This window comes from Alistipes sp. cv1 (assembly GCF_900240235.1).
Lineage (GTDB): Bacteria > Bacteroidota > Bacteroidia > Bacteroidales > Rikenellaceae > Alistipes_A > Alistipes_A hominis.
Genome location: NZ_OEPW01000002.1, coordinates 58,592 through 74,665 on the forward strand (window position 1 = coordinate 58,592; position 16,074 = coordinate 74,665).

The 16,074-nt window shown below is 57.6% G+C and carries 13 protein-coding genes and 1 tRNA gene; 4 read left to right on the forward strand and 10 right to left on the reverse strand.

The window, feature by feature from the left end:
* Window positions 1-452: 452 nt before the first annotated feature.
* Window positions 453-527 (reverse strand) — tRNA-Val (locus C1A08_RS04630).
* 224 nt (window positions 528-751) lie between these two features.
* The gene (locus C1A08_RS04635; protein WP_101571739.1) at window positions 752-2,011 is read right to left on the reverse strand and encodes a phosphoglycerate kinase; all 1,260 of its coding nucleotides are present in this window, start codon (window positions 2,009-2,011) and stop codon (window positions 752-754) included.
* Between the two features lie 168 nt (window positions 2,012-2,179).
* Between C1A08_RS04635 and C1A08_RS04640 the strand changes: the two genes are divergently transcribed.
* The 4 genes from C1A08_RS04640 to polA are packed head-to-tail and all read left to right on the forward strand — an operon-like array spanning window position 2,180 to window position 6,560.
* A complete protein-coding gene (locus C1A08_RS04640) occupies window positions 2,180-2,653 on the forward strand; it encodes an Lrp/AsnC family transcriptional regulator (protein WP_055202487.1) in 474 nt (157 codons plus the stop codon).
* Between the two features lie 4 nt (window positions 2,654-2,657).
* Complete coding sequence (locus tag C1A08_RS04645) at window positions 2,658-3,110, forward strand: 6-pyruvoyl trahydropterin synthase family protein (protein WP_055202489.1); 453 nt, start codon at window positions 2,658-2,660, stop codon at window positions 3,108-3,110.
* An 11-nt stretch (window positions 3,111-3,121) separates the two neighbouring features.
* The gene (locus C1A08_RS04650) at window positions 3,122-3,697 is read left to right on the forward strand and encodes a pentapeptide repeat-containing protein (protein WP_180951525.1); all 576 of its coding nucleotides are present in this window, start codon (window positions 3,122-3,124) and stop codon (window positions 3,695-3,697) included.
* 22 nt (window positions 3,698-3,719) lie between these two features.
* Window positions 3,720-6,560, forward strand: coding sequence for a DNA polymerase I (polA, locus tag C1A08_RS04655; RefSeq protein ID WP_101571742.1), 2,841 nt, complete (start codon window positions 3,720-3,722; stop codon window positions 6,558-6,560).
* A 131-nt stretch (window positions 6,561-6,691) separates the two neighbouring features.
* Here the strand turns inward: polA and rnr are convergent, their stop codons facing one another.
* From rnr to C1A08_RS04695, 8 genes are all read right to left on the reverse strand, one after another.
* The gene (rnr, locus tag C1A08_RS04660) at window positions 6,692-8,881 is read right to left on the reverse strand and encodes a ribonuclease R (RefSeq protein ID WP_055202494.1); all 2,190 of its coding nucleotides are present in this window, start codon (window positions 8,879-8,881) and stop codon (window positions 6,692-6,694) included.
* Window positions 8,882-8,966: 85 nt separating this feature from the next.
* Window positions 8,967-10,346 carry a hypothetical protein gene (locus C1A08_RS04665; RefSeq protein ID WP_101571744.1) on the reverse strand — a complete coding sequence of 460 codons (1,380 nt, stop codon included), beginning with the start codon at window positions 10,344-10,346 and terminating at the stop codon, window positions 8,967-8,969.
* Window positions 10,347-10,484: 138 nt separating this feature from the next.
* Window positions 10,485-10,778 carry a ribosome hibernation-promoting factor, HPF/YfiA family gene (hpf, locus tag C1A08_RS04670; protein WP_055202497.1) on the reverse strand — a complete coding sequence of 98 codons (294 nt, stop codon included), beginning with the start codon at window positions 10,776-10,778 and terminating at the stop codon, window positions 10,485-10,487.
* On the reverse strand, window positions 10,747-11,688 hold the full coding sequence (locus tag C1A08_RS04675) for a tyrosine-type recombinase/integrase (RefSeq protein ID WP_055202499.1): 942 nt from the start codon (window positions 11,686-11,688) through the stop codon (window positions 10,747-10,749). Before C1A08_RS04675 ends, hpf begins: the two co-directional genes overlap by 32 nt.
* A gap of 73 nt (window positions 11,689-11,761) precedes the next feature.
* Entirely contained in the window at window positions 11,762-11,953 is a 192-nt protein-coding gene (rpsU, locus tag C1A08_RS04680) for a 30S ribosomal protein S21 (RefSeq protein WP_055202501.1), read from the reverse strand.
* A gap of 74 nt (window positions 11,954-12,027) precedes the next feature.
* Entirely contained in the window at window positions 12,028-13,188 is a 1,161-nt protein-coding gene (locus tag C1A08_RS04685; protein ID WP_101571746.1) for a ComEA family DNA-binding protein, read from the reverse strand.
* A 5-nt stretch (window positions 13,189-13,193) separates the two neighbouring features.
* On the reverse strand, window positions 13,194-15,035 hold the full coding sequence (locus tag C1A08_RS04690; protein WP_101571748.1) for a menaquinone biosynthesis decarboxylase: 1,842 nt from the start codon (window positions 15,033-15,035) through the stop codon (window positions 13,194-13,196).
* Between the two features lie 63 nt (window positions 15,036-15,098).
* Complete coding sequence (locus C1A08_RS04695; protein WP_101571750.1) at window positions 15,099-16,064, reverse strand: acyltransferase; 966 nt, start codon at window positions 16,062-16,064, stop codon at window positions 15,099-15,101.
* Between the last annotated feature and the right edge of the window lie 10 nt (window positions 16,065-16,074).

Genomic DNA, 16,074 nt, shown 5'->3' on the forward strand with positions numbered 1-16,074 from the left:
TTCCCCGCGACGGGAATGGAAAGCGCGTAACTCTCCCCGCTGTTTGCATTTCTTTTTCCGATTGAATTCCTCCTTTTTCAAATTACGAGGTAAAAGGATCGATCCGGAACGGCCGGCGCTTACACAACACCGGCAGGATCATCGCCATACCCTGATTAAATAAATAGTTAAATAAAAAAATGTTATTTAAAACATGCCGTCATAACGCACTGACAAACAAATGATAATCCGACGGATGCCGCTTTTTGTCTTATTTTATTCGCTATACTTGATATCGCTCGGACCAAAATTAATAAAAAATATATACTATCCAAAACTTCTGAAGACCGAATTATACGGAAATCGAAAAAAAACGAAAAATCCGACAATGGAAATCGACCGCAAAGAAGCGCCTACGGAAACAAAAAAAGGTCTAAAGCACATGCTTTAGACCTTTCCCGTTTCAATGATAGTGGGAGCACAGGGATTCGAACCCCGGACCCTCTGCTTGTAAGGCAGATGCTCTGAACCAGCTGAGCTATACTCCCGAATGCTTATGAACGTCGGCAACCGTCTTATTCCCGATTGCGAGTGCAAAGATAGGCAAAATATTTATTCCTCCAAATATCCGGGAGATTTTTTTGAAATTTTTACGCCCGGAGGAGCGATTGCACGCAGGCGGAAGACACGAAAGCGCGGAGGTGCAAAACGAAAAATACCGGAAAGACACGGTCTCTCCGGTATTTTTCAAATCGGCAGGCTGCGCGATAACTTACTTGCGAATCGCAGCTACGCCCGGCAGTTCGATTCCTTCCATGTATTCGAGCAGGGCGCCACCGCCGGTCGAAACATAGCTTACCTGGTCGGCCAGACCGAACTTGTTGATGCAGGCAACCGAGTCGCCGCCGCCGATCAGCGAATAAGCGCCTTTCTTGGTAGCCGCCACGATTGCATCGGCAATCGCGCGCGACCCTTTGGCAAAGTTATCCATTTCGAACACGCCCACCGGGCCGTTCCACAGGATCGTCTTCGATTCGGCGATCACCTTCGTAAACTCGGCGATGGCTTTCGGGCCGATGTCGAGACCTTCCCAACCGTCCGGAATCGCATTCGACGGAGCGATCTGAGTTTCGGTATCGTTCTTGAACTCTTTTCCGCAAACGGCGTCTTCGGCGAGGTAGATCTTGACGTTCATCTCTTTGGCCTTGGCCAGGATGCCGAGCGCCGTTTCGAACTGATCGGGCTCGCAGATGCTGGTTCCGACCTTACCGCCGAGGGCGGCTTTGAACGTATAGGTCATACCGCCGCCGAGGATCAGATTGTCCACGCGTTTCATCAGGTTTTCGATCACGCTGATCTTGGTGGAAACCTTCGATCCGCCGAGAATGGCCGTAAACGGACGGGCCGGCGCTTCGAGCACTTTGTCGATCGCTTTCAGCTCGCCGAGCATCACGTAACCGAACATCTTGTCGTTCGGGAAGTATTCGGCGATCAACGCCGTCGAAGCATGCGCGCGATGCGCCGTTCCGAACGCGTCGTTGATATAACAGTCGGCATAGGAGGCCAAGCGTTTGGTAAACTCTTTCTGGCTCGCCTTCAACGCTTTTTTTGCAGCGGCTTTCTCCTCGTCGGTCGCATTCTCCGACAGTCCGCGCGGTTTGCCCTCTTCCTCGGCGTAGAAACGGAGGTTTTCGAGCAACAACACCTGTCCGGGTTTCAGCGCAGCGGCCTTCTTGGCAGCTTCCTCGCCCATGCAGTCGCCGGCGAAATCGACTTTCACGCCCAGACGGGCTTCGATTCCCGGGATGATGTTCTTCAGCGAGAACTTGTCTTCCGGGCCTTTTTTCGGACGTCCCAGGTGCGACATCAGAATGGCGGAACCGCCTTCGGCCAGCACCTTCTTGATGGTGGGGATCGCCGCACGGATGCGGGTATCGTCGGTAATTTCGAGTTTTTCGTTCAGGGGCACGTTGAAGTCCACGCGGATAATCGCGCGCTTACCCTTGAAATCGTAGCTGTCGATCGATTGCATAATACCAAAAATTATTAGGTTAAACTTTTTAAATATCTTTAAGAATTCCCCAAAGTTAAACAATGTCTCGATATTTTTTCCACTTTATTAGAATTTTTTCAGGGAAAAACGTAACTTTGCTTATAATTAACTTGGGTGGAAAGGCCCGAAATTTACGGAAGGAGGAATATGGCAAAAATTTCACTGGATGCAGTCGACCGCAAGATACTGGGATTTCTGATCAAAAACGCACGGATGCCATTCCTCGAGATCGCGCGGGAATGCGGCGTTTCGGGAGCAGCCATCCACCAACGGGTCAAAAAGCTGGAAGACGCCGGCGTCATCCTCGGCTCCCGGTTACAGGTAAATCCGAAAGCGATGGGCTACGACGTCTGTGCGATCATCGGCATCCGGATCTCCGACCCGACGAAAACCGTACAGACGGTCGAACACCTGCGCAAAATACCTGAAATCACCGAATGTCATTTCATTACGGGCAAATACAACATCCTGATCAAGCTCTACTGCACGAACAACGAACACCTGATGCATACGATCTTCGACCATATCCTGAAACTGCCCGAAGTCTCGCAAACCGAAACGTTCATCTCGCTGATCGAATCGTTCGACCGGCAGGTGGAAATACCCGATCTGGAGGAATAACACGATGGCAGCAATTCGACTTACCAAGGAATTTTCGTTCGAAATGGCCCATACGCTGGCCGGATACGACGGTCCGTGCCGCGAAATCCACGGCCATTCCTACAAGTTGTTCGTCACGGTAAAAGGCGAGCCGGTCGCCGACGCCGCCGAACCGAAATACGGCATGGTAATGGATTTCGGCGAGTTGAAACGGATCGTGGGACGGCTGATCGTCGACCGGTACGACCATGCGCTGGTCATGCGGGCGACCGCCGATAACGGCGAACTGATCCGAACGCTGCGCGGCAACTACGCAAAAATCGAAGTCGTCGACTACCAGCCGACCTGCGAGAACATGGTCGCCCGTTTCGCCGCCGCGATCGAAAAAGAGCTGCCGGCAGGGGTCGAACTGTTTTCGATCCGCCTGCACGAAACGGCCACTTCGTTCGCCGAATGGTTCCGCTCGGACAACCGTTAATTCCGACCGCCATGCAGCAGCCCGTCGTCTATCTTCAAAAAACGCTTTCGAAAGAGGAATTCCCTTTCGAAAACCTGTCGGGGGCCGAATTCGAACGATGCAGCTTTACGGAGTGCGATTTTTCGTACGTAAACCTGTCGGGGGCGCTGTTCACCGGATGCGCTTTCCGGTTGTGCCGTTTCGTGGTTCCCGACCTGAAACGAGTCCATCTGCAAAGCGCCGTTTTCGAAGAGTGCCAATTGTCCGGCGTGGATTTCGGCCAGTGCGAAGCCCTGGGATTCTCGGTAGATTTCCGGCATTCGAAATTGGACAACTGTTCGTTCCGCAAACGTAAAATGTCCGGAACGCCGTTTTCGAAAAGCGTCCTGAACGACTGCTTTTTCACCGAAAGCGACCTGACGGGCGCCTCGTTCGACGACTGCTCCTTGCCGGGAACCGTGTTCGATCGCTGCACGCTGAAAGGGGCGGACTTCCGCTCAGCATCGGAATTCGCGATCGACCCGGCGCAGAACAACCTGCGGAAAGCCAAATTTTCAACCTATAACCTGGCCGGACTGCTCTCCGGATACGGCATCGTAATCGAATGACGCCCGGCCCGCAAACGAAAAGATGAAAAAACTATTCCTGATCGACGCTTACGCGCTGATATTCCGATTCTATTACGCATTCATTGGTCGTCCGATGCGGAACGCCGACGGCGTCAACACCTCGGCTGTTTTCGGCTTCGTCCGCTACATCAACGAGATCATTCGCCGCGAAAACCCGCACTACCTCGGCGTGGCGTTCGATCCGCCGGGCGGCAATTTCCGGCACGAACTGTTCGCCGACTACAAAGCCAACCGCGGCGAAACGCCGGAGGACATCATCGTCTCGGTTCCGTACATTAAGGAGTTCCTCGAAGCGATGCGAATCCCGGTGATCGAAGTCCCCGGATACGAAGCCGACGACGTGATCGGCACGCTGTCGCGCGAAGCGGCCGAAGCCGGATTCGAAGTGTTCATGGTCACGCCGGACAAGGACTATGGCCAGTTGATCCGTCCGAACGTCTATATCTACAAACAACGCAAAGGCGGCAACGAAGGAGTCGAAATCATCGGCTGCGAACAGGTCTGCGAGCACTACGGCATCGACGACCCGAAACAGGTAATCGACATTCTCGCGCTGTGGGGCGATGCCTCGGACAACATCCCGGGCGTGCCGGGCATCGGCGAGAAGAGCGCCGTGAAGCTGATCTGCCAGTACGGTACGGTCGAGAACCTGCTCGACAATACCGAAAAACTCTCCGGCAAACAGCGGGAGAATATCGAACGATTGCGCGAACAAATCCTGCTGGCCAAACGGCTGGCGACCATCGAACAGCACGTTCCGGTGGCTTTCGAACCCGAAAAAATGGTCATGGAATCGCCGGACGCCGACCGTCTGGCCGAGGTTTTCCAGGAACTGGGGTTTCGCTCGCTGCTGCAGGAAATGCGGCAAGGACATCCCGACGCCGGCATTCTGACGGACGGCAAACCCGCGCGGCCCAAATCCGGCGTTTCGCCTTCCGCACCCCAGACGACCGGGGCTCCGAACCTGTTCTCGGCGCTCGAACAAACGGCAGGCGGGAGTTCCGGACAGGCCGACCTGTTCGGCGCAAGCACCTACGAAACGATCGACACCGTCGCGCACACCTACCACATCGTCGAAACGCAGCAAGCGCTCGAAGCGCTGCGCGACCGGCTCGCCGCCGTCCGTGAATTCTGTTTCGACACCGAAACCACCGGCTTCGACGTATTCGGCGACCGGCTGGTCGGTATTTCGGTCGCCGTCGAACCGCACGAAGCCTGGTACATCCCGTGCAACCCGGAAAACACGAAAAGAATCATCGACACGCTACGCCCGGTTTTCGAAGACGAGCGAATCGCTAAAATCGGGCAGAACGTCAAATTCGACATCATGATGCTGCGCAGCGCCGGCACCGAGGTGCGCGGTATGCTTTACGACACGATGATTATCCACTACCTGCTGGACCCCGAATCCCGGCACGGCATGGATCACCTCGCCCGCACGCTGCTGAACTATTCGCCGGTACCGATCGAAGAGTTGATCGGCAAAGGGGTCCGCCAGATCACGATGGACCGCGTGCCGATCGAAAAAGCGGCCGCTTACGCCGCCGAAGACGCCGACGTGACGCTGCGGCTGCAACTGCGCCTATGGCCGCAGTTGCAACAGGCCGGACTCGAAGAACTGTACCGGACGATCGAGGAACCGCTGATCCGCGTGCTGGCCGATATCGAGATGACCGGCGTAAAGATCGACGCCGAAACGCTGGCGGCCTCGGGCCGCGAGCTCTCCGGACAACTTGTCGGACTCGAAGAACGCATCCGGGAACTGTGCGGCGATCCGTCGCTGAATGTCAACTCGGCCAAACAACTGGGCGAGGCGCTGTTCGCCCGGCTGAAGATCGACCCGAACCCGCGCAAGACCAAAACCAAACAATATCGCACCGACGAGGAGTACCTGCAGATGCTCTCCGACCGCCACCCGGTCGTCGGACTGATCCTCGAATACCGCGGCCTGCGCAAGCTGCTTTCGACCTACGTCGAAGCGCTGCCGCAACTGATCAATCCGCAGACCGGACGCATCCACACCTCGTTCAACCAAGCCGTTACCGCAACCGGGCGGCTCAGTTCGACGAACCCGAACCTGCAAAACATCCCGGTGCGCGACGAACAGGGCCGCGAGATCCGCAAGGCGTTCGTACCGTCGGACGACGAACACCTGCTGCTGTCGGCCGACTATTCGCAGATCGAACTGCGGCTGATGGCGCACTTGAGCGGCGACGCGATCATGATCGACGCCTTCGCGCACGATGCCGATATCCACACGGCGACCGCCGCGCGAATCTTCGGCGTCGCTCCGGCCGACGTAACGCGCGAACAGCGGCGGCAGGCCAAAACGGCCAACTTCGGCATCATTTACGGCATTTCCGCTTTCGGGCTCGCCCAACGGCTGCAAATTCCGCGCACCGAAGCGAAAGCGATCATCGACGGATATTTCGCCACCTTCCCGGGCGTCAAAAAATACATGGAGGACGTGGTAAGCAAAGCCCGCGAAACCGGCTACGTCAGCACGCTGTTCGGACGCAAGCGGATGCTGCCGGACATCCGTTCGGGCAATGCGGTCGTCCGCGGACTGGCCGAGCGCAACGCGATCAACGCCCCGATCCAGGGCGGCGCGGCCGACATCATGAAACTGGCGATGATCGCCGTGCACCGCGAGTTGCGCGAACGCGGACTGCTGTCGCGCATCATCCTGCAGGTACACGACGAACTGGTCATCGACCTGCTGAAAAGCGAAGAAGACGAAGTGCGCGAACTGGTCGTCCGTTGCATGGAGAACGCCGCGCGACTCAAAGTAGCGCTGATCGCCGACTGCGGTATCGGGAAGAACTGGGTCGAGGCCCATTGACTTCCCCTGAAAATCTGACGGACGACCGGGAAAACCGGACAAAACCGCCTGCAACGCAAACGGCCGGAGCGATATCGCTCCGGCCGTTTGCGTTGCGTTCCGTTCCGGGAACCGCGCGTCTTCCCGCGCCGTTATTCGACCCGAATCGCCTCTTTCGTATCGAAATCATACGATGCCACGAGGTCGAAATCGAGCTGCTTGCGTTGCAGATCGGCCCGCGTCACGCGGATGCGCACTTCGTCGCCCAGGGTAAACGTCCGCTTGTGCTCGCGCCCGCGAACCGCGTAATTCTCCTCGTCGAACACGTAAAAATCGTCGGTCATGTCGCGCAGCGCGACCATCCCTTCGATCTTCGTATCCTCCAACTCGACGTAAATGCCCCACTCGGTAATGCCCGAAATATGGCCGTCGAACTCCTGATCGAGCTTGTCGAGCATGAATTCGACCATTTTGTACTTGATCGAGGCCCGTTCGGCATCGGCGGCACGCACCTCCATCGCCGACGAATGCTCGCACAGGCGTTCGTAATACTCCTTATCCTCGGACTTTCCGCCGGCCAGGTAGTGCGCGAGCAAACGGTGCACCATCATATCCGGATAACGACGGATCGGCGAAGTAAAATGCGTATAATAGTCGAACGCCAGCCCGTAGTGCCCGATATTGTCGGTCGAATAGGTCGCTTTGGCCATCGAACGGATCGCCAACGTCGAAATGATGTTCTCTTCCTTACGGCCGTGTATTTTCTTCATCAGCCGGTTGATCTCCTTCGCCACGGCCTTGTTTCCCTGCGCCTTCATCTGATAGCCGAACCGCGTTACGAAACTGCGGAACTGCGCCATTTTATCGGTGTTGGGCTTGTCGTGAATCCGGTATACGAACGTGCGATCGCTGTTCTGCACTCCTTTGCGCTTGCGGCCTACGAATTCGGCCACCTTGCGATTGGCCAGCAACATGAACTCCTCGATCAGTTGGTTCGACTCTTTGATCTCCTTGAAATAAACGCGCAGCGGTTTGCCGTTCTCGTCCAGTTCGAACTTCGCCTCGTCGCGCTCGAAATTGATCGAACCGTTGCGGAAACGCTCGGCGCGCAACTTTTGAGCCAAGTCGTTCAGCAGCAGGATTTCGTCGGACAGATCGCCTCGTCCCGTTTCGATCACGTCCTGCGCTTCCTGATAAGTGAACCGGCGGTCGGAATAAATCACCGTCCGCCCGAACCATTCCTGCTGCACTTCGGCTTCGGGGCTCAGCTCGAAAATCGCCGAAAAACACAGTTTTTCTTCGTTCGGGCGCAGCGAGCACAATCCGTTCGACAACCGTTCGGGCAGCATCGGCACCGTTCGGTCGACCAGGTAGACCGACGTGGCGCGGGACTGTCCCTCGGCGTCAATCATATCGCCCGGATGCACGTAGTGCGTCACGTCGGCAATGTGTACGCCGACTTCGAAATTACCGTTCGGCAGGCGCCGGATCGAAAGCGCGTCGTCGAAATCCTTCGCATCGGCCGGGTCGATCGTAAAGGTCGTCACGCCGCGCATATCGCGCCGGCGGGCGATCTCCTTCGCATCGATCGTATCGGGAATCTTCTCGGCCTGCTGTTCGACCTCCTGCGGATAACTGTACGGCAGATCGAATTCGGCCAGAATCGCATGCATTTCGGTATTGTTGTTCCCCGGAGTGCCGAACACGTCGACGATCTCCCCTTCGGGACTCTTCATCGTATCGGGCCAGCCGACAATGTTGACCAGCACTTTCTGCCCCTGTTTCGCACCGTTCAGCGAACGTTCGGGAATAAAAATATCGTGCGCCATCTTACGGCTGTCGACATGCACGAAAGCGAAATTATCGGAACGTTCGACCACGCCGACGTACTTTTTCGGCGAGCGCTCGATCACTTCGACGACCTCCCCTTCGGGATTTCCGCCGCGCCCCTTACGCGTAATGGCCACCTTCACCCGGTCGCCGTGCAGCGCATGTCCGGCGCGCGACGCATTGACGTAAACATCCTTGTCCATCCCTTCGACGATCACGTAAAGCGCGCCCGAAGAGGTCATATCGACCGTTCCTTCGACCGTTTCGCGCTGCGAACCGCTGAGGCTGTATTTTCCCTCGGATACCTGACGGATCACTCCCTGCCTGAGAAAGTCGTGCACGATCGCGCGCACCTGATCTTTCTGCTCCCGGGTCGCGGCTCCGGCGGCCGCACTCAGACTTTTCACCGAATAACGTTTGTCCGGCAACGTGCGGAACAGCTCCATGATCAGCGTTGCGGGATCGGTGTACAGACCTTTTTCCTTGCCGGAGGTCTTTTTTCCTTTTGCCATAATCTCTCTTTTAAACAGGTACAAAGTTAGGCAAATAGTTCGCATTCTTCCAAAACAGTCGGAAGAATTTGTACGAAACCGCGGATCAGCGGATTTTCCCGTCCGTAAAGCGGTGCAGTCCGCGATCTTTCATCCACAGACCGAGGTAGCAGAACGCCGCATGGTAGGCGACCCACTCCTCGCGCGACGGATAAAAGTCTTCCTGTCGCTGCTGGTAATACTGTCCCGTCGTATCGCGGGCCTGCATCCGCAACATCTCCTGCGCCCGCACGTCCGCCCAGGCCGACGCCGGGACGTCGAACCCCTTGTCCCAGCCGAAAGCCATCGCCATCACGTCCATCATCAGAAAATTCGCCTGGCGGCCGTACCCCCAGTCGTTGCCTTCGGGGTAGTAAATCTGCGGAGTCGCCTCCCCTTTATCGCCGCGCACGTACATCGTGCGACCGTCGCCGACCGGGCGGAGCGCCAGCGTCCGGTACAGCAAATCGCCGTTGTAAACCGTCGCCCGCGGCATCCGCAGGCCCGCCAACCGCCAGATCCAAGCGTTGTACCCGTTGTGCATGAAAGCGGTCATGTAATCCGGATGCAGGATATTGTGGTTGACCACGATTCCGTAAGCATCCACATTGCTGCCGCGCAGGATTTCGTTCAGTCTGAAACCATTGATCTTCCGTTTACTGCGCAAATCCTGCGGTGCGGCGTAGGCCGAAAGCTGCAACTCGACCGACTTATCGTACCAACCCTTCCAATGCGGATGCTCCGGCATCATCGCGGCGGCGATCACCAGAATCGTCGAGTTCCACGAATTTTCCTCGGCCTTGCTGTCCCCCTTGAAGACCACTTTCCCGTTCGCATCCCTGTAATACGGAACCTCGTAGTCGATCAGCCGGTCGGCCTCGTCGACGGCCATCCGGCGTACCAGCTCCCGATCCTGCGGCGTCAGGTCGTCCCACAGCAGCCAACCCGCCGTAGCGGCGAAACTGGCCCACAGCGCGCTCTGCCACTCGTGTCCCCAGCCTTTGTCGCCGGCATTCACCCGATGCCGCGCCGCGAGCGAGGCAGTCATTCGCACCGCCTTGGCGACCGCTTCTGTTTCAGAAACGCCGGTAACCGCCGGATCGTACACCCCGAATTTCAACGACACGGCCAACGCGAGCGCTTCGCTGGCCACCGGACGGATATGATGTTCGCGGATCCCGCCGAAATCGAGGTATTCTCCCGACTGGGCTCCCAATTTTTTCACCTGGTCGTACCACTTGTTCAGCGCATATTTGTTGCTGTTCAACAGAATCGTTCTCACGCGGTCTTCCAACCTCCCGCTTACCGGAGCCGGATCGAACCGGGCCCAGCGTACCGGCGCTACCGCTTCCGGATCGTTCCCCGACGGACGGACGGTCCCGACAGCGCGGGAACACCCGCAAATGCAGGCGAAAACCAGTAAAAATCTCAGCGGATCGTTTTTCATAATATCGGATTCAAGTTAGTCTCATACGCGAGGCATCCGGCTTATGCAACCGTTTGCACAAAGATATGGATTTTACTGCAGAAACGAAAACCGTCCCCCCGGAATCCGGAGGGACGGCCACGATATCGTCCGTTTTTTCTAACGGTGTTTCTCTTTATACTTATCGATCTGCTTTTTAATAGCGTCGAGACACTGATCGATCGCTTCTTCAAAAGTTTTGCAACGACGTTCGGCAACCAATTCGCTGCCGGCGACATCCATTTTTACGACGGCCACTTTATTGCCCAGTTCATCGTCTTTGTCGACTTTCAGGTTTACCTGCGCGGAGAGAACACCCTCAACAAACCGATCCATTTTGTCCATTTTGTGTTGAATGAAGTCGACGAGTCTCTGGTCGGCATCAAACTTTACGGATTGAATCTGCACTTTCATAATTATCCTCCTTATCTTTTTTAGCCCTCGGATGGGCGTGATTATAGATCTCTTTGAGCTTCTCGATGCTGTTGTGCGTGTACACCTGCGTCGTTTCGAGACTGGCGTGTCCGAGCAGCTCTTGAATCACTCGGATATCGGCCCCGTGGTTCAGTAGGTGAGTGGCGAACGTATGCCTCAGCACATGCGGGCTGCTCTTGCCTTGTACGCCCGCTCCTTTCAGCACCTCATGCACCGCATTGTACACTTCACTGCGCCCGATCGGCTTTCCTTGTTGCGTTAAAATTAAGAAATTATTTCCGTTTTTACAAATATTTTGCGCTTCGATCAGCTCCCGATAATGCCGTACCCGCGCGGCTACCGGCTCGATCACCGGGACGATCCGCTCCTTATCTCCTTTGCCCCTCACCTTCAACGTCCGGTATCCGTCCGAGAAATCTTCCGTCCGTATACCGGTCAGTTCTGCAAGACGGATGCCAGTCGCGTAAAACAACAGCACCACGACGGCGTCCCGTTCCGTAGAAAAATCGTCGGATGGTTGCATCAGCGATGCGACGATGCGCTGCATCCGGCTTTCTTCGACGAACGACGGCAGTCGCTGCGGCGTTTTCAGCGCCGTGATATGCGCGAAAAGATCCGATTCAACGATCCGTTGCTTGCGAAGGTAGCGAAAATAGGCCTTTACCGACGAGATTTTCCGGTTGATGCTCCGTGCCGCCATTTTTTCCGTGCCGCCGAGCGAGACGATCCAAGCCCGCAGATCGTCGGCCGTCACCCGCGCCGGGTCGAACGGTTCCGCCCCGTCCCGCGTACAGAACCGAGCGAAGCGGCGAATGTCGTCGCCATAGGCTTTCACGGTCAGTTCCGAATAACGCCTTTCGGCGCGCAGGTATGTCAGGAATTCGTCCATTGCCGTAAAGGTAAATAAAAAACCGTCCGGAACTACGTTCCGGACGGTCTCGTTTATGATAAAAACACGCGTACTATTCTTCCTCCCGCTTCAACTGCTCGACGTAGATCGCATGCAGCTTGTTCTCACGCGCCGTGATGGACGGCTTCGTAAAATATTGGCGGCGACGGAGTTCTTTCAGCACACCGGTTCTTTCGTATTTTCTTTTAAATTTTTTGAGTGCGCGTTCAATGTTTTCGCCCTCTTTGATCGGCATGATAATCATTTTGCAAAAATGGTTTTAAATTTTTTAGTAATCAAAATTCGTAAATCGGTGTAAACCGACGCTCCCGCGCGGGTTTACTGCACTCTGAAACAGAGATACGGAGAGAGCTTCTCAGCCTGCTGCTCCGAAATGATATGTTGCTCTGTCAAATCTCTTATACTACGCCAACCTCCTTTTAATTGTCGGTATTTCAATAACCGGTTTAAAACTCGTTCCGGCAGGTAGGGATGATCCCTCAACTGCAACGGGAGTGCAAAGTTAATATCAATTTTTTGAATTTTACTACTGTCTACCCAAATTTGTTGCAAAATGCGGCGATAATTTTCATCGGTCATCCCCTCGATCTCGCGTAGCTGCCCGATCCGGGCGAATCCGCCGAGCCGTTCGCGGTAACGCACGATTCGGCCGGCCGTCAGCGGCCCGATCCCCCTCACCGCGACCAACGCGGCCGAATCGGCTCCGTTCAACTCGACCGAGCCGGAAACCGAATCCGGCGCACCGCGCTTCTCCAGAAGTTCTTCGCGGCGCCCGACAACCGAATCGATCCGGATATAGGGTTCCAGTTTTCGGTAGCGGTCGGCCGACACCATACGGCAGCGCGCGAAGTCGGCGGCCGTGCGGAAAACGGCTCCGGCCTGCCGGTAATGCACGATGCCGTCGGCCTGTTTCGGCGAAAAACCCAGGCGCAACAACCCGTCCCGGTCGATCGTGTTCGGATCGAAAAGAAACAGCGAATCTTGCGCCGGAATCCGCCCCTCCCGGACGGAATCCGTTCCCGTCTCCGGTTTCGAAAAATTTCCTCCTGCGCGGATCGCGATATAAGGCGACAATTCGCGGAACTTCCGGTCGGAAACCATACGGCAGCGCGCGAAGTCGGCGGCCGTACGGAAAACAGCTCCGGCCTGCCGGTAATGCACGATGCCGTCGGCCTGTTTCGGCGAAAAACCCAGACGCAACAACCCGTCCCGATCGACCGTATTCGGATCGAAAAGAAACGGTCGGACGGAATCCGTCCGGTACTCAGCCGCCCGCGCACGGGAATTTTTCGCCCGATACGACGAATCGAGCACCCGATCGCCGTACATCGTGAAACTCCGCTCGAAACGGGGTTTGCCTTGCCACAGAAACAGCAGCGCGATCAGCACCAGCAACGGAATCAGCAGCAGGATCCGCCTCCCTTCGCGGCCGGAGCAGGCCGTCCAGGCCTTCAGCAACGCTTTCAGACGCTCTTTCATCGGATTCAGTATTCGGCGGACGCGCGCCGTTGCAGTTTCAGGTAGCGCAACGACGGGGACTCCGTCCGCGGCCCGAGTCCGTACTCCTCCCAGCGGGCGTCGACCCGTGCGATCGTTTCGGGCGACGACGCCACCACGTTCGGCCAGCGGCGCGCGAACCCGTTCACTCCGCCGGCTTTCGTCCGGGCGTCGAAAATCGCCGTGCCGCCGGAAAACGCCACGTCGCGCGACGGATCGCAGTTCGACGAAGCGAGCCACAGCAGATCCCCGTAGGAAAATCCGTAGGCCCCGGCATCCAACAGGACGGCCAGCGGCAGGTACGAGACCCCGTTCCGTCGCAGAAACGCCGGAACATCGGGTACGACGGACGAGGCGGCATAGAGCAGCAACACGCCCCACGACGCGCACAGCGAATCGTCCGCCCTCTCCACGCCGCAACAGTTTTCCCACCGCTGCGGCAGTCCGACGGGCGGCACGGCGCCGTCCGGATCGACCCCGGTCAGATCGAAGGCCAGTTTTCCGCCGAGCCCCATCCGGGGAGCGGCATGATCGAGCACATCCAGCGGCCCGCGCGACAGCACGACGTCTTCCGGAACGCGCACGCGGCGCAGCAACTGCCGCAACACCTCCGGATCGCGGACGTCCCTGCCGGACGATGCGACCGCCATGTATTTGTTGAACATCATCTGCCCCGCGCCCCACAACGACGAAGCGACCTTCAACGCTTGCCCCGGATAGTTCCGCACGATATCGACGACCGCAATGTTATGGGCCGCACCCTGCACGGGCATATACAGATCCCTGACCTCCGGAAGCATAGCCCGGCGGATCGGCGCGAGGAAAATCTTTTCGGTAGCCTTGGCGATGTAAGCGTCCTCTTGCGGCGGCACGCCGACGATCGTCGCCGGATAGACCGCGCCCCGGCGGTGCGTAACGGCCGTGACGTGGAACACCGGATAAGCGTCTTCGAGCGAATAGAAACCGGTATGGTCGCCGAAAGGTCCTTCGGTCGTCTTCGGCTCGGCCGGATCGACATAGCCCTCGATCACGAAATCGCAGTCTCCGGGCACCCGCAGATCCGAAGTCAGGCAGCGCACCAGTTCGACGGGACGGCGACGCAGAAACCCGGCCAGCAAGTACTCGTCCATGTTATCGGGCATCGGCGCCGTCGCAGCATAAGTGTACGCCGGATCGCCGCCCAGACACACCGCCACCGGCATTCGCCGTCCCAGCTCCGCATACCTGCGGTAGTGGCGCTCGCCGGTCTTATGCAGGTGCCAGTGCATTCCGGTCGTATGCTCCGACAGGATTTGCATCCGGTACATCCCCACGTTGCGCACGCCGCTGTCCGGATCGACCGTATTCACCAGAGGCAGGGTCACGAAGCGGCCGCCGTCGTGCGGCCAGCACCGGAGCACCGGCAGCAGACTGAGACGGGCCTCTTCGCCTGTCAGCACGACCTGCTGGCAGGCTCCGCGCCCGCCGCGGTTGCGCGGCAGCCAGCGCGACATCTTTTCCAGCACCGGCAGCATACGCAACTTGTCCATCAGCGACGGCTTCGGCGAAGTCAATTCGCCGAACAGCGCGTCGATCCGCTCGGTAAGCTCTCCGAGCCGTTCCACGCCGAGCGCCATCGCGATCCGGCGGTCGGAACCCATCATGTTGGTCAGCACGGGGAACGCCGTCCCGGTATTTTCGAACAGCAGGGCCCTTCCCCCTTCGGGCCGCTTCGACTCGCGGTCGGTCAATTCCGCAATCTCAAACTGCGGATCGACCGGCACGCGGACCCGGGCCAGTTCGCCGGCCCGTTCGAGCGCCCCGATATAATCGGTCAGATTTTTATACATAGCACGATTCGAATGAAATCTTTCGGATACGGTCTCCGTACGGACCGATCCGGAAGGCGCGGATCACTGCACCAGCAGGTTGCACCCCCGGATTTCGCTGCCCGAAATACGTCCCAACATCCGGAACGCCCCGTCGCCGCACACGACGCCGAGGTCTTCGGTCTGTACGAAAGAACACGAATAAAGGTTCGCCAGATCGATGACGTTGATCCCGCCCGTCCGCCCGGCAGGCAGCGTGCAGAACGGATCGTTCAGATCACGCACCGACACCCGCATCCACGACGGCGTCCGGAAGATGCCCTCGCCGGCGGAATAGGCCTGCGACATCAGCTCGGCCATCCCGTATTCCGAATGGACGGACGGTACGGAGAACGCCCGGCACAACAGTTCGTGAAACGCCTCGCGCGGCAATTCCTCGCGGTGTCCCTTCATGCCGCCGGTCTCCATCACCACCGTATCGTACAGCGGTCCCGGACGCCGTTCGGCCAGATCCCACAGCGCATAACTCACTCCCAACAACACTTTCCGCGCCGTACACGCCCGCATATCGCGCAACAGGGCCTCGTGGTCGTACAGATAAAAACCGCCGCCGGCCCCGTCGCGGATCAGCCGGTCGGCCATGTATATCAACGACGACCCTTCCCGTTCGAGGTAGCTGGGCAGCAACGCAAAAACGGCGACCTCGCCGACCGGCCCGTAAAACCGTTCGAAAGCGCGCGTAAAAGCCTGCCGGTAAAGCTCCAGGTCGGCGACATAATGTTTCGCCGGCGTCTGACCGGTCGTGCTGCTACTGGTAAAGACCGTCTCCGGCTCGCGGTCGGCCGCATAAACCCGACGGTTCTTGAAAACCCCGATCGGTAAAAAAGGGATTTCGGAAACCCGCCCGACGGATTGCGGCCCGATCCCGAGTAGGCCGAGGTACTCTCGGTACGGCGCACAAGCTTCCGCCTGGAAGCGGAACACTTCCAGCGCCAGCCGGTCGAACTCTTCGTCGTCGCGGACAGAAAAAATCCGGTTCGGATCGATCATCGCCCGACCT